Genomic DNA, 15,936 nt, shown 5'->3' on the forward strand with positions numbered 1-15,936 from the left:
ACTTTAGGTCGAATGTGTAACTTCAACTTGCCAAATTGGAAATTTGGAGTTTCAGTTATGAAACACCTTCTCCCTTTAGGTCGAATGTGTAACTTCAACTTGCCAAATTGGAAATTTGGAGTTTCAGTTATGAAACACCTTCTCCCTTTAGGTCGAATGTGTAACTTCAACTTGCCAAATTGAAAATTTGGAGTTTCAGTTATGAAACACCTTCTCCCTTTGGGTCGAATGTGTAACTTCATCTTGCCAAATTGGAAATTTGGAGTTTCAGTTATAAAAAAAAGAGAACTCTTAATGAGTTCTCTTAATAAACTATACTTTAAATACACTTTTAAATATTAAGATATATAAAAAGTTTCACTAAATACTCATTAGAAAAGATTTATTCATATTTTTGCAAAAGAAATAGCCAGCGCTAAAATAAAAGCCCCAGAATATAAAGTAAAAAAAGCTATAAAATTTTGCAGTTAAATTCTTTTCTAATCCTTTCATAATATATACCTCTTAATTCTAATTCTTTAATAATCAAATTACTTTTCTATAGTTTAACCATTTTTAACCACTTTGTCAATCTTTTTACATTTAACAATATGTTTTTTATCTGCTTTATAAAATGGGTGCTAATAATCTTATTAATGATTCTTTTATTTTTAAATTTTTTGATCTTTTATCATATTCTTCTTTGATTACTAATTTAGATTTTTCCTGATCATCTAAAAATATTTTTTCTTGCTCTTTTGCTACTTTCTCATTATAAATAAATGCATTTACTTCAAAATTTAATTTAAAGCTTCTTATATCTAAATTAGCTGTACCAATACTACATACCTGGCCGTCAGCAACTATTGTTTTAGAGTGAATAAATCCATTACCATACCTATATATTTTTATTCCATATTCAATTAATAATCCTATATTGGCACTAAGCATCCACTCCATAAAGAAATGATCCGGCTCTCCTGGCACTATTATTCTTACATCAACACCTGATAATGCTGATATTTTTAATGCCTCTAGCATAGGGCTATCTGGTACTAAATATGGTGTTTGAATATAAACATAATTTTTAGCACTATTAATAATTTTCATATAAGAATTTTTAATGTACTCCTCCATATGATCGGGCCCTGATGATACAATTTGAATACCTACATCTCCAACCTTCTCTGGAGTTGGAAAATACATAAACATATTTCCCATATTCTCATCTGCAGCATAATCCCAGTCTAAAATAAAACGTTTATTAAGTTCATTAACAGCTTCACCTCTTATTCTGATATGAGTATCTCTCCAGAACTTAAACTGTTTTCCCTTATTTACGTATTCGTTTCCTACATTAAATCCCCCTACATAACCTACTTTTCCATCTATTACAGCTATCTTTCTATGATTTCTGTAGTTTATACGTGTATTTATATGCGGTAAAATTCCCGGAAAAAATACAGCCATCTTTATTCCATAGGACTCAATTTCTTTAATAATATTTTTTGTAATTGCTTTTGAACCCATTCCATCTATAAGAAGTCTTATCTCCAAACCATCTTCAGCTTTTTTTCTTAATTCATTTACTAATGCCTTACCTAATTCATCATATCTAAAAATATAGTATTCTATATGTATAAAACACTTTGCATTTCTTATATCTTCAAATAAATCTTTAAATTTATCCTCACCATTAATATAAGTTTTTACTTCATTACCAACTGTATAAATTGCTCCAGAATGATTGTAATTCATTAATATTAAGTCTTCATAATTTTCATTTACTTCACTATCACTGCTAAAGTTAGACAATTCATGAGTTCCCCTTAATTTATATCTTTTTATTTTGTCTGCAAGTTTTTTTTCTCTAAATATTTTCTGCCTACTTAGATTTTGACCTAATAATAAATATAAAATTAACCCTACTCCTGGAAGTGCAATTAAAATTACTAACCATGCCCATGTAGTTGTAGGCTCTTTTCTCTCTATAAATATTAACGATAATGCCGATATTAAATTTAGTAAGAAAAACATTATTAATAATATTATATATGCCATAAAAAAACCTTCCTATATTTTTATTATTTCTTACCATTATACATCAGTTTAATTAAATTGCGAAATAATTTAGTTAGTGGATAGTCAATAACAAATTTCAAATTTCAAGTGACAAGTTTAGGAAAAAAGTCTCCTTAAGAAAACTTTTAAAAATATATTTTAGAAGCTTACCAAGAAGCTTTCACATAAACTTGCTACTTATTACTCGCTAAACTTGAAATTAAAAATAACCATGCCGATTGGCATGGTTATTTTTAATCTTATGAGAAGTATCTGTTTAATAATCCTTCGAAAGCTTTTCCGTGTCTAGCTTCATCTTTGCACATTTCATGAACTGTGTCATGGATTGCATCTAAGTTTAATTGTTTAGCTAATGTAGCTAAATCTTTCTTTCCTTGAGTTGCTCCGTGCTCTGCAGCTACTCTAGCTTCTAAGTTAGCTTTTGTATCAGCTACTACTACTTCTCCTAATAATTCAGCGAATTTTGCAGCGTGTTCTGCTTCTTCAATTGCTATTCTCTTATAAGCTTCAGCAACTTCTGGGAATCCTTCTCTATCAGCTTGTCTTGACATTGCTAAGTACATTCCTACTTCTGTACATTCTCCAACAAAGTTAGCTCTTAATCCTTCGATTACTCTTTCATCTACACCTTGAGCTACTCCAATTCTGTGCTCATCAGCAAATACTAATTCTCCTGCTTGTTCTACGAATTTATCTGCTCCAACTCCACATACTGGACATACTTCTGGTGCAGTTTCTCCTTCGTGAACATATCCACATACTGTACAAACGAATTTTTTCATAATTCCATTCCTCCTAAATTTTCATATATTTCATTAATTTTCTTAAAACCAATTTTTATTATATACTACAAAAGTACAATTTTTCAATTCATACTTTTGTAGTATTTTTTATCTTTTGTTTACTAAATCTTAAGCAAAGTATCTGTTTAATAAACCTTCGAAAGCTTTTCCATGTCTAGCTTCATCTTTGCACATTTCATGAACTGTGTCATGGATTGCATCTAAGTTTAATTGTTTAGCTAATGTAGCTAAATCTTTCTTTCCTTGAGTTGCTCCGTGCTCTGCAGCTACTCTAGCTTCTAAGTTAGCTTTTGTATCAGCTACTACTACTTCTCCTAATAATTCAGCGAATTTTGCAGCGTGTTCTGCTTCTTCAATTGCTATTCTCTTATAAGCTTCAGCAACTTCTGGGAATCCTTCTCTATCAGCTTGTCTTGACATTGCTAAGTACATTCCTACTTCTGTACATTCTCCAACAAAGTTAGCTCTTAATCCTTCGATTACTCTTTCATCTACACCTTGAGCTACTCCAATTCTGTGCTCATCAGCAAATACTAATTCTCCTGCTTGTTCTACGAATTTATCTGCTCCAACTCCACATACTGGACATACTTCTGGTGCAGTTTCTCCTTCGTGAACATATCCACATACTGTACAAACGAATTTTTTCATAATTCTATTCCTCCTAAAATCTATTCGATATATCTTTAATTTTCTTAATTTCTTATTTACTTGCTCTTTTGTTTTTGTGCTCTCTCGAATCACCTTACATCTATTATTATATAATAATAATTATTAATTACAAGTCTTTTTTGAAAAATTTTTTAAAAATTTTCTAATTGATAATATATATCAGTTAGCATTATTACTAGCTTTATCTATTTATATATAGATATTGATTATCAATTGATAAATTTCTCATTAAATAAAGAGCTATACCTTTTAGTACAGCTCTTCACAAATTTCACTTAAATAGTTACTAGAGATTTATTGATTAAATTCATGTTAATCTTAACTTGAAAGTCACTTATTAGTTTTAATTTAAATATATAATTTTCATTAACTATTATATAAAAATATACTACTTTAATCTTATTATAGATTTAAATAAATCTCCATCGACTTCAATATTAAAGCTTCCACCATGAAGCTCTACTATACTTTTAGCTATAGCAAGACCTAATCCTGACCCTTCTGTGCTTCTTGATGAATCTCCACGTTTAAATCTATTTGTTATTTCATTAGTATCAAAGCTTAATTCATAAGCTGATATATTTCTCATCACTATTATAACTTCTTTTTCTTCTTTATACATATCAATATAAACTCTAGTATTACTTAATGAATATTTAACTATATTAGAAATAAGATTTTCAAACACTCTATATAATCTCTTTCCATCTCCATTAATAAATATCTTTTCTTCTGGAACATTTAATTTAACATTTAAATTGCTATCTTTAAATCTTTCATCATTTTCACCTAATGCTTGCTTTAATAATTGCCCAATATCTATTTTAGCAATATTAAGTTCCATAGCTCCACTTGCTGCCTTAGATGCTTCAAATAAATCTTCTATTAAAACTTTAAGTCTTTGAGATTTTTTATCTAATATATTTACATAATCCATAGCAGTTTCTGGTTGTATATTTTCTCTCTTTAATAAATCAATATAATTAATTATTGAAGTTAAAGGTGTTTTTAAATCATGAGATACATTGGTAATAAGTTCTGTTTTCATGTTTTCGCTTTTCATTTCATTTTCAACAGACTTCTTTAATCCATCTCTCATATTATTAATATCATGAGCCAATTCTCTTAGATGTCCTCTTCCCTTTTCATCTATTTTATAGTTTAATTTACCTTCTGCTGCCGCCTTTGATCCAACCATTATTTTATCTAAATAAACTAAATCTTTAATAAATATTATAATATATACAATAGTTAATATTATTCCTGCAATTATTCCTATTGGCCATATATAAAGCATTGCTGATAAGAAAAATAATACTAATCCCATTGCTACATATAAAGCTGTCATTATTAAGAATGTTCTTATTATAGACCCTCTATTCATTACATCACTTAAATAGTTCCAAACCTTAATTGTAATATTATTTTTTAATAAAGTTCCTTCATTGTAGCTAACAATTATAACTCTAACTAATAAATAATATATTACAACTACTATAGATACCCATATTATTGATGATAAATTTAATCTTCTTATATAATTATTTGAATTATAGTAAATGTGTGGCCCAATATTCCAAATTATCCACCCTATAATTCCAACTCCAATTTTATATTCGATAGGATACCCTTTAACCTTATTTATTATTTTTTCTATTAACGCTACCTTTACTTTATATTTAGCTAAGTATAATAAACAAAATATTGTTAGAACTAAAAATATTACAAATGTAATACAACTTAAATAAAAACTAGTAACATTATGTTGCACACCCTTAAAGCTTTCAGAAACTACATCCCCTGATTTAAGTTCCTTAGGCATCCATATATATAATGTTATATTATGTTTTTCGCTATAATCATACTTAAGTTGGGCAATAGACGTATTTTCATAACTATAATTAGAGAATCTAGTACTATAGCTATAATTATCAATAAATTTACCTAATATATTATTCTTATCTATTTCCTTACCATTAACATATATTTTTTCAATTATGTTTCCATTATAATCAATATTTATTTCTTTGAAATATCTACTATTTTCTATAATCTCAGTAGAATCAATTTCACTTCCACCAATCCAAACATCATTTAATTTATCATAAGCTCTAAAATTTAAATTAACATAAGATTTTATTTTATTATTTAAATTACTTGCACTATTGCTTTTTCTATTTAAAATATACTCATTCATTTCTTCATCACTTAAAGTATATTTTTCATCTATTTTTTCTCTTTGTTCCTCTAATATCTTTTCTTGCTGTTCATAAGTTAAACTATTAAAGCTATCATCATTATATTTAGAAGTTCTATAATTATCGTATTCATTATTAGCCTTATCTAATAATTCAGCCTTACAAATATCTATATCATTTTGAGTTATATTATCCTTATCCTTAGCATAACTAGCTGATTTATAATATAATGAATAATCCTCTACCAAACTTGTATAATCATTTATATCATTTGCTACTTGAGTTTGTAAATATACTCTCTCTGGTATAACATATCCCAAGTTATCTTTAATTTCTATGCCTAATAGAAATGTACATGCTAATGATATAACAGTTAAAATATAAATTATATATTTGCTATTATTACTACTTAAAATATTTCTTTTGTTATTTTTTATCTTTTTATCTGAAACTATTATTTCTTCTTCATTAATATTTTCTTTACTAGTATTTTTCGATTTTATATCCAATACCCCACACCACCTTTAAATATTTAGGATCCTTAGGATTGATTTCTATTTTTTCTCTAATCCTTCGTATATGTACTGCTACTGTATTTTCTGCATTATAACTAGGTTCTTTCCATACATTTTCATATATTTCATCTATAGAAAAAACCCTTCCTTGATTTCTTAATAATAATTCTAATATGCCAAATTCAGTTGCTGTTAATTTAATTGATTCCCCATCAACTAATACTTCTTTTGTATCTTGATTTAATGAAAGTCCTCCACTACTTATTATTGAATTACTTTCCTCTTCCTTTTTCCCACCATAGTTTCCAAAGACAGTATACCTTCTTAACTGTGACTTAACTCTTGCTATAAGTTCTAATGGATTAAACGGCTTAGTTATATAATCATCTGCCCCCATATTAAGACCTAATATTTTATCTGTATCCTCTGATTTTGCAGAAATTAATATAATAGGGATATTCTTTTCCTTCCTTATTTTCATTGTAGTTCTAAGTCCATCCATATTAGGCATCATTATATCCATTAATATAAGATATACATCATTTTCCATTAAAGCTTCCAATGCTTCTAATCCATCATAAGCTTTAATTACATTAATTCCTTCATTTCTTAAATATATATCAATAGCATCAACTATCTCTTTATCATCATCTACTACTAAAACATTATTTTTCTCCATACCTAAATTGCACTCCCTTCATAATGTATTATTATACCATGCTACTTAACTTATATTTATATAGTAACAAGAAAGTCTTACAAAAAAATTATTATATTTATTACAAATTTATTAAGAAAGCCTCCAAATTTTCAATTTTGCTCCTTGAAGGTACACTTTAGTGTACTCAGCGACCGTTAGGGAGTCGAGTTTCCTTTAAAAAATTATCATGGTAATACGAAAAAAATAAATGGAATATCTACAGGAATCAATATAATCTTCCTTCCGATACTCCATTTATCTTTTTCTTTATTACCAGATGTACGGCATTGAGCCAATTTAATTTTAATTAGTTAATGCTTGTGCTATTAATAATTGTAGCTTGGTGTTAGGTTTAAATTATTTTTTCGTTATTACTCATCAAAAAAATTATATTGTTAATAAAAGTCCTGCAATTGTAGCACTAAGAAGATTTGCTAAGGTTCCACCTAATACTGCTTTCCACCCTAAACGAGCTATATCATGCTTTCTACTAGGTGCCATTCCTCCTATACCTCCAATTAAAATTGCTATAGAAGAAATATTGGCAAATCCACATAATGAAAAAGTTACTACAGCTATTGTTTTAGCTGATAATGTACTCATTATTTCAGAAAGACTTGTAAATGCTACAAATTCATTTAATATTATTTTTTGACCTATTAATGAACCTGCAACTACTGCTTCCTTCATTGGTACTCCTATAATAACTGCTACTGGGGCAAAAATATATCCTAAAATAGATTGTAAACTTAAGTTAGTTATTCCAAACCATCCACCAACCATTCCAATAACACCATTTACAAGCGCAATTAATGCTACAAATGCTAATAATATTGCTGCTATGTTAAGAACTAGTCCTAATCCATCAATAGCTCCCTTAGATGCTGCATCAACAACATTTGCTGAATCATCCTTTACCATTTCAATTTCTTCATTTACTTTAGCTTCTTTTATTTCTGGAATTATTATTTTAGAAATTATAAGTCCTGCTGGAGCTGACATAAAACTAGCAGATACTAAATATTCAATAGGAATTCCTAATAATGAATATCCAACTAATATTGATCCAGAAACGGAAGCAAGGCCTCCAACCATAACTGTAAATAATTCAGATTCTGTTAATTTTTCAACATATGGTTTAATTAAAAGGGGTGCTTCTGTTTGCCCTAAGAATATATTTGCTGACGATGATATAGTTTCTAACTTAGATGTACCTAAAAGCTTCGCTAACCCTCCACCTATAAGCTTTATAACAAACTGCATAATTCCTAAGTAATATAATACTGATACTACTGCTGAAATAAATATAATTACGCCTAAAACATTAACAGCAAAAATACTTCCATCATTAGCTAATGAGCCAAATAAGAATGATATTCCTTCTTTTGCATAATCAATTACAGATTGAACCCCTAATGCAATCTTACTTAATACATATTTTCCAACACTCCATTTTAATGCAGCAAATGCAAATGCAAATTGAATTATAAATCCAATAATCACAGTTCTCCAATTTATTTTTTTCTTATTATTTGAAAATAAAAATGCTACTAGAAATATAAAAGCTACACCTATAATACAATTTAATATTGCCACAAGATACACCATCCTTTGTTAAATACTTTTTCTCATTTAGTTTTATCCAAAATGTAGTCTTATATTCTTTTGCAAATAAAAAGACACCTCTGAAATCAACCCAATATTTAGGTTTATTCCAGAGGCATAAACTATTTCTGTATAATTATTTAATTATATAACTCGATACTATTTCTCCAAAATATATTGTATGATAATCTTCTAAAGGATATTTACTATTTTTTATATCCTCATTTAAATTCTTATCACTCATTGTAGTTTTATAAAGAACTCTACATTCAAAATGCATACCTTCCATATTTAATACAGGAGTATTTATTTTTTCCGATTCTCTAGTATCAATATTTAATTGTGCTAATTTATTAATATCTTTACCACTTTTAGTTCCTAAAAATGCTATTTCCTTATCCACATTTTTATATGGTATTGTAACTGTAAATTCATTTGTTTTTTCAATTATTCCATATGTATATCTTTGTGGTCTTACCATAACTGTAAATACAGGTTTACCCCACATGAAACCAATACTTCCCCAAGCTATAGTCATTGAGTTCACTTTACTTCCACTCTTAGTTGTTAAAAATATTCCTTTACTTAAAAGTTCAATATTTTTTTCTAAATTCTCATTATATGATACAAATCTTTTAATCATTTAACTCGCCCCTTCAACTTATTAATATTAAAACTATATAATATTATACCAATTTTTAACACCTTTTAATACCACTAACCTATTATCAACCTTAAATATAGATAAATTGCCACATTATGATTTAAATATTTAAAATTTCATACCTATATATTAATTTTATATAACTTCTTTTCCAAAAGGCATTAATGCTAGCTTGGCCATTTTAAATGATTGTGCTGCAAATGGAATTCCTACTATTGTTATACATAAAATTAATCCACTTACTATATTTGTAATACATAACTCTAACCCACCAAATATCAACCATAATATATTCATTAGTAAATTCCCACTACTATCACTTACTGTAACAACTTCTTTACCAAATGGCGCAAGCTGTAGTCTTGCCATTTTAAAGCATTGCATTCCTACTGGTATTCCAATTATAGTAATACACCATATTATCCCTATAAAACACCATCCTATTGCACCAATAAGGCCCCCAAATATTATCCAAATAATATTTCCTAAACACGACATAAACATTACCTCCATTAAATTTACTTACATATGATTCTTACTTAGTATATAAGGAAACTTTCCTAATTTGAAATCAATTTAGTATTCTTAAGAATATTTTAATAATTAATTTGATTTGTAAATTTCTTATTTATCAACAACAAGTTAAGAGATAATATTAACTCTAATTTTCTTTTTATTCCACAATGTGTATTTATTTGCCCTAAATAAAAATAAGTTTCTTTTATAATATGTTTTCTATTTTAAAAAGGAACTCTTTTATTTTAATTCATAAAGTAAATATAATATTTACTCTTATTGACTTATTATAGTAGACTAATATATAATTAATAAATATTGAAATCTTTTAATAAATTTAATATTTATTGCATTGAAAAGGAGTAGTACTATAATACTGTAATCTTTAGAGAGCTGTTGGTTGCTGCAAAACAGTGATACATTTATAGGAACTTGCCTTGGAGCTTACTTGTTAAAAGCAAGTACGGAATCCCCGTTACGGATTTGAGTGAGAACCTTTTTAGTTAAAAGTTAGTAGTTTTTAGTTAGTAGTTAATGTTGAAACTCCTAATCAGTTTCTTAAATATATATTTTTTTAATTCAGCTACGACGATTTTATTCAACACCTATTACCTTTTAACTTATAAAATAGTTCTAATAAGAGTGGTACCGCGAAATATAGCTTTTCGTCTCTTAATTGAGATGAAGGGCTTTTTTTATATATTTTTATAAAATTAGGTAAAAATTATAAATATAATTAGTTAGGAGTATTTCGTTTTGAATTGATAGTCTTGAATTAGTAATTGAGGATAAAATATTTCTAAATTCAGCTCAGCTGAATTTATTCCTTAACTATTAACTCTTAACTATTAACTCTTAACTATCCAAAGGAGTGTTTAAACTATGAGTAACTACGGAACTGCCATTGATAAAAAGTGGCAAAAAAAGTGGGAAGAAACTGAACTTTACAAATTTAATCCAGATGCAGAGGGTGAAAAACTTTATGTTTTAGAAATGTTCTCTTATCCATCAGGAAGCCAATTACATGCTGGTCACTGGTTTAACTATGGACCTGTTGATTCATGGGCAAGATTAAAGAAAATGCAAGGATACAATGTATTCCAACCAATGGGATTTGATGCCTTTGGTTTACCTGCAGAAAACTTTGCAATTAAGACTGGAATTCATCCATGGGATTCTACTGAAAAGAATATTAAAACTATGGAAGAACAATTAAGAGCTATGGGAGCTATGTTTAACTGGGAAAATGAAGTTATAACTTGTACTCCAGAATATTATAAATGGACTCAATGGGTATTCTTACAATTATTAAAGAATGGCTTAGCTTACAGAAAGAAAGCTCCTGTAAACTGGTGCCCATCTTGTAACACAGTTTTAGCTAATGAGCAAGTTGTTGATGGTGCTTGTGAAAGATGTTCAACTGAAGTTACTAAAAAAGACTTAACTCAATGGTTCTTTAAAATTACAGAATACGCTGATGAGCTATTAGAAAAATTAGATACTTTAGATTGGCCTGAAAAAACTGTTGCTATGCAAAAGCACTGGATTGGTAAATCTACAGGTGCTGAAGTTAACTTCAAAGTTAAAAATTCAGATATTAACTTTAATGTATTCACAACAAGAGTTGATACTTTAAACGGTGTTACATATGTTGTTTTAGCTCCTGAAAATCCATTAGTTGATGAATTAACAACAGATGAAAATAAGGCTGCTGTTGAAGAATATAAAGAAGCTGCTAAAAAGCAATCAGATATAGAAAGACAATCTCTTACAAGAGAAAAAACTGGTGTATTCACTGGTTCATATGCTATAAACCCTATAAATGGTAAGGAAGTTCCAGTTTGGGTTGGAGACTATGTTCTTGCAACTTATGGTACTGGTGCTGTTATGGCTGTTCCAGCTCATGATGAAAGAGACTATGCTTTTGCTACTAAATTTAACTTACCAATAGATCAAGTTATAACTAGTAAAAAAGGTGAAGAAGTTGAATTACCATACTGTGAATACGGTGTTTTAGTTAACTCTGGTGAATTTGATGGATTAACTACTGAAGAAGCTAAAGAAGCTATTGTTGAAAAACTAGCTAAACAAGGTTTAGGCTCTGCTAAGGTTAATTACAGATTAAGAGACTGGTTAGTTTCAAGACAAAGATATTGGGGTGCTCCAATTCCAATAATCTACTGTGAAGATTGTGGTGCTGTTCCAGTTCCTGAAAAAGATCTTCCAGTTGAATTACCATACAATGTTGAATTTGCTCCAGATGGTAAGTCACCACTTGCTAAGTGTGAAGAATTCGTTAATACTACTTGTCCTTGTTGTGGTAAACCAGCTAAGAGAGAATGTGATACTTTAGATACATTCGTTTGCTCTTCTTGGTACCAAATGAGATATGTAGATAATAAAAATGATAAAATCGCATTCGATAAAGAAAAAGTAGATAAGATGCTTCCAGTTGACAAATATGTTGGTGGACCTGAGCATGCTTGTATGCACTTATTATATGCAAGATTTATAACTAAGGCTTTAAGAGATATGGGTTACTTAAGCTTTGATGAACCATTCAAGAGCTTAACTCACCAAGGACTTATCTTAGGACCAGATGGATTAAAGATGTCTAAATCTAAAGGAAATACTATATCTCCAGATGATTACATCAAAGAATATGGTGCAGATGTATTTAGAATGTACTTAATGTTTGGATTTGCTTACACTGAAGGTGGAGCTTGGAGTGATGATGGTATTAAATCTGTTGCTAGATTTGTAGATAGAATTGAAAGATATCTAACAATGTGCAGAGAAGCTATTGAAGCTGGTACTAACAATAAAACTACTATGGATAAAGCTGAAAAAGAATTAAACTTCTGGTTAAATAACGCTATTAAAGGTGTTACTGAAGATGGAGAAAAAATGCAATTCAATACTGCTATTGCTAGAATGATGGAATTCATCAATGCTTTATCTAAATACATGAAAGAAGAAACTAAAAACTTAGATTTCTTAAAGAATGTATGTGAAAGCTTTATTAAGATTTTAGCTCCATTTGCACCTCACTTTGCTGAAGAGCAATGGTCATTATTAACTGGTAAATACTCAGTATTCAATGAATCTTGGCCAGCATTTGATGCTAAAGCCCTAGTTAAAGATGAAATTGAAATAGCTATCCAAGTTAATGGTAAAATTAAAGCTAGAATCAATGTTGCTTCAGATTTAAATGAAGAAGGAATTAAGGCTGCTGCTTTAGCTGACGAAGCTGTTATAGCTGCTACAGAAGGAAAAACTATAGTAAAAGTTATCGTTATTAAAGGAAGACTTGTAAATATAGTTGTAAAGTAGTATAAGCTAAGTGAGAATCCAAATTTTAATTTGGCTATTCGAACTTACTCCGCGAGTGAAGCGAGTGGAGTTTCCTTAAATAGGAATCCAAATTTTAACTGACACTCTAAATCTTCGATTTAGCTAGTGGAAGTTACCTACTTGGTAATTTGGTTATTCGAACTTGCCTAAAAGTCGAAATTAAAATTTCGCTTCTTGAAGGTACACTGTGTGTACTCCGCGAATACAGTGAGTGGAGTTTGTTAATTGAAATTAAATAGAGACTATATCAAAATAATTTACACACCCGTAATATTTGATATAGTCTCTTTTAATTTACTCATATTAACCATAAAAAAATAATAATTTTAATATAAATATATATTAGCTAATATAACAAATCTTATATTTACTTAATTATAGCTATATAATATATAGATTTGATTATCTGAAATCTTTTCTTCTAACTAAAAAACACACTAATAACTGCAATTCCAATATATAAATAAGGCCCATACTTAATAATTGAATCTTTTTTATTATACTCTTCAACCATAGTTTTATTTGAAAGTTTCTTAAATATAATACTAAGTATTTTAAATAAAATAAAACCTAAAATAGTTCCTAAAGTATTCATTATTAAATCATCAACATCTGTTGCACGAATAGTGAATAATTGTCCAACTTCAATAATAAGTGAAAATATAAAACCTGCAAATACTGTAGGTATAAACTTTCTAAATTTATTCCATAATGTTGGTAGTAAAAATCCAAATGGCATAAAGAATATTATATTAAGTATTGTTGAAATTTCTATTCCACTGCTGAGTGGTATAAAATTTAATACTGGATCAAATATAGGTACCCCTAACATTACTTTTCTTTCCAAATCACTTAAAGTTGGAAACCCAACTATATCTTTTAATGAAATAACAAGATATAAAATTAAAAAATATCCAAATAAGTAATGTTGCCACTTTATCTTCCCACTGCTCTTTTTATTTAAAATTATATTTATTATTGTTATTAAAACCATCGATACTAATATTGCTAATAAATAACTCTCCATCATAAGGCCAATCCCCTCTTTTGATTATTGTTTTCTACTAGTAATATTATAATCTTAAATACTTAAAAGTAATTTTCAATTTTCTTAAGATATTATTACAAATAAATTCTAATTAACATTTTTAATAATATTATATCAGATTATTAAATCATTAATACTCGTGCATATACTAATCATCTTTAAATAATTGGAAATACAATTTAAAATCTGCTAATCTTAAATTATAATATATAAAAACTGGGGGATTATTAATGAATATTAGAGTCGCAAAACCTGAAGATGCAGAAGAACTTCTTAACATCTATAAATACTATGTTGAAAATACAACTATAACCTTTGAATATGATACTCCAAGTGTAGAGGAATTTAAAAATAGAATTAAAAATACTTTAGTTAGATATCCTTATTTGGTTGCTGAAGATAATAATAAAATTTATGGATATGCTTATGCAAGTGCTTTTAAAGTAAGACCTGCTTATGATTGGACTGTTGAAACATCTATTTATGTACAAAATTGTGATTCAAGAAGTGGTATTGGTACTTTGCTTTATAATGAACTTGAGAAATATCTTAAACTTCAAAATATAATAAACCTTAATGCTTGCATAACTTATCCTAATGAAAAAAGTGAAAACTTCCATAAAAAATTTGGATATAAAACTGTTGCTCATTTTACTAAGTGTGGCTATAAATTTGGTAAATGGAATGATGTTATTTGGATGGAAAAATTCATTGGAGAACATAGTGCTGTCCCTAATGCTATAATTCCATTTTCAAAAATCTGCCTATAAATTAAAAGCAGCAAGTACATTACTTACTGCTTTTAAAACTATTTTATAATTTTCTTAAAATAACTTGTCCATTTGTATTAACATTAGGTAATGACTTTATATATTTCTCTTCCTCCTGTGGAAAAATTCTTACACTTCCCTCTTCTTCGTTTTCTTCATAACTTTTAACCTTATTATCATCACTTTCAACAATTAAGTTACTTTTATGTTTTTCTTGAATCAACTTACTATTATTATCTATAGTAACTATATTATCTATAGCTTTAAAATTATTTGATAAAACAACAATTGAACTTAGTATAAAAAACATAATCACAACTAAAGCTAAATATTTTCTACTTTTTAAATTCACTAATAATCACCCCTTTTTATACAAGTTTATTAGCATCACATATTAATTATTACATTACTTTCATAGTATAATTTAAATAACTATACTGTTTATTTATATAAAAAGCAACTCTTAATATTTACATTTATATCTAATAAACTAAAAAATAATGAGATTAGAAATAACTATACTTCTAATCTCATTATTTAATATCTTAATTTAAATTTCTTTCTTAAACTATAAAACCTTGTCTTTGCTTAACCTTGTTTCTTTAACAATTATTTTTCTATAATCACTAACATTGATTCTATTTAAAAGTCAATTAACTTACTTTTAAATATATTATCATATTTATTAAATGCATAATATTGATTATAGCATATGCTCCTATCAGCACTTTCCCTACAAATATTGATCTCTTCATTTGAGTTAGATTAGATTTTTCACTTCTCCAATACCAATATATTAATACTAAAGCAAATACACCTATTTTCAAAAAATATGGCTCAATTCCATTTATAATTAATTTCATAAATGAATTTGCTTCTCGAAATAAATCAGGTGCTTTCCATAATAAAAATTTTGTAAAGAATAAATCAGTTAAATTTAATATATATAATGTAATTAAAAAGTTCCCTAACTTTTTTCTACTTTTCCCTCTTATATCAATAACTGCACATTTCATAACATAAACCCCAA

At 27.8% G+C, this 15,936-nt stretch carries 13 protein-coding genes and 1 other annotated feature; of the genes, 2 read left to right on the plus strand and 11 right to left on the minus strand.

What is annotated here, in order from left to right:
• Positions 1-606 precede the first annotated feature (606 nt).
• The 8 genes from cls to HCG70_RS12050 form a co-directional block, all read right to left on the minus strand.
• Positions 607-2,040 carry a cardiolipin synthase gene (cls, locus tag HCG70_RS12015; RefSeq protein ID WP_042402169.1) on the minus strand — a complete coding sequence of 478 codons (1,434 nt, stop codon included), beginning with the start codon at positions 2,038-2,040 and terminating at the stop codon, positions 607-609.
• Between the two features lie 260 nt (positions 2,041-2,300).
• Entirely contained in the window at positions 2,301-2,843 is a 543-nt protein-coding gene (locus HCG70_RS12020; protein WP_221697821.1) for an NADH peroxidase, read from the minus strand.
• Positions 2,844-2,972: 129 nt separating this feature from the next.
• On the minus strand, positions 2,973-3,515 hold the full coding sequence (locus HCG70_RS12025) for an NADH peroxidase (protein ID WP_055277734.1): 543 nt from the start codon (positions 3,513-3,515) through the stop codon (positions 2,973-2,975).
• 409 nt (positions 3,516-3,924) lie between these two features.
• Positions 3,925-6,243, minus strand: coding sequence for a HAMP domain-containing sensor histidine kinase (locus HCG70_RS12030; RefSeq protein ID WP_052330728.1), 2,319 nt, complete (start codon positions 6,241-6,243; stop codon positions 3,925-3,927).
• Positions 6,218-6,928 carry a response regulator transcription factor gene (locus HCG70_RS12035; RefSeq protein WP_042400751.1) on the minus strand — a complete coding sequence of 237 codons (711 nt, stop codon included), beginning with the start codon at positions 6,926-6,928 and terminating at the stop codon, positions 6,218-6,220. The genes HCG70_RS12030 and HCG70_RS12035 overlap by 26 nt, the downstream gene beginning before the upstream one ends.
• 408 nt (positions 6,929-7,336) lie before the next feature.
• On the minus strand, positions 7,337-8,545 hold the full coding sequence (locus HCG70_RS12040; protein WP_042400753.1) for a NupC/NupG family nucleoside CNT transporter: 1,209 nt from the start codon (positions 8,543-8,545) through the stop codon (positions 7,337-7,339).
• A 145-nt stretch (positions 8,546-8,690) separates the two neighbouring features.
• On the minus strand, positions 8,691-9,197 hold the full coding sequence (locus tag HCG70_RS12045; protein ID WP_042400756.1) for a flavin reductase family protein: 507 nt from the start codon (positions 9,195-9,197) through the stop codon (positions 8,691-8,693).
• A gap of 156 nt (positions 9,198-9,353) precedes the next feature.
• A complete protein-coding gene (locus tag HCG70_RS12050; protein WP_042400760.1) occupies positions 9,354-9,716 on the minus strand; it encodes a YccF domain-containing protein in 363 nt (120 codons plus the stop codon).
• Between the two features lie 361 nt (positions 9,717-10,077).
• Positions 10,078-10,410: a binding site (T-box leader), on the plus strand.
• 206 nt (positions 10,411-10,616) lie between these two features.
• On the opposite strand from HCG70_RS12050, the gene leuS reads away from it, so the two are divergent.
• On the plus strand, positions 10,617-13,067 hold the full coding sequence (gene leuS / locus HCG70_RS12055) for a leucine--tRNA ligase (protein ID WP_195951603.1): 2,451 nt from the start codon (positions 10,617-10,619) through the stop codon (positions 13,065-13,067).
• Positions 13,068-13,509: 442 nt separating this feature from the next.
• Here leuS and HCG70_RS12060 read toward each other — a convergent pair whose 3' ends face one another.
• Positions 13,510-14,118 (minus strand): VanZ family protein, encoded by a 609-nt coding sequence (locus HCG70_RS12060; RefSeq protein ID WP_042400765.1) that lies wholly within the window; start codon positions 14,116-14,118, stop codon positions 13,510-13,512.
• Between the two features lie 248 nt (positions 14,119-14,366).
• Here HCG70_RS12060 and HCG70_RS12065 point away from each other — a divergent pair, with 248 nt between their 5' ends.
• Positions 14,367-14,906 carry a GNAT family N-acetyltransferase gene (locus HCG70_RS12065; protein WP_042400768.1) on the plus strand — a complete coding sequence of 180 codons (540 nt, stop codon included), beginning with the start codon at positions 14,367-14,369 and terminating at the stop codon, positions 14,904-14,906.
• 43 nt (positions 14,907-14,949) lie between these two features.
• Here HCG70_RS12065 and HCG70_RS12070 read toward each other — a convergent pair whose 3' ends face one another.
• Positions 14,950-15,258 (minus strand): hypothetical protein, encoded by a 309-nt coding sequence (locus HCG70_RS12070; RefSeq protein WP_042400771.1) that lies wholly within the window; start codon positions 15,256-15,258, stop codon positions 14,950-14,952.
• Between the two features lie 301 nt (positions 15,259-15,559).
• The gene (locus HCG70_RS12075; RefSeq protein WP_042400774.1) at positions 15,560-15,922 is read right to left on the minus strand and encodes a DUF5658 family protein; all 363 of its coding nucleotides are present in this window, start codon (positions 15,920-15,922) and stop codon (positions 15,560-15,562) included.
• Positions 15,923-15,936 lie beyond the last annotated feature (14 nt).

Source organism: Clostridium sp. K04, from assembly GCF_019734375.1.
GTDB classification, from domain to species: domain Bacteria; phylum Bacillota; class Clostridia; order Clostridiales; family Clostridiaceae; genus Clostridium; species Clostridium saudiense.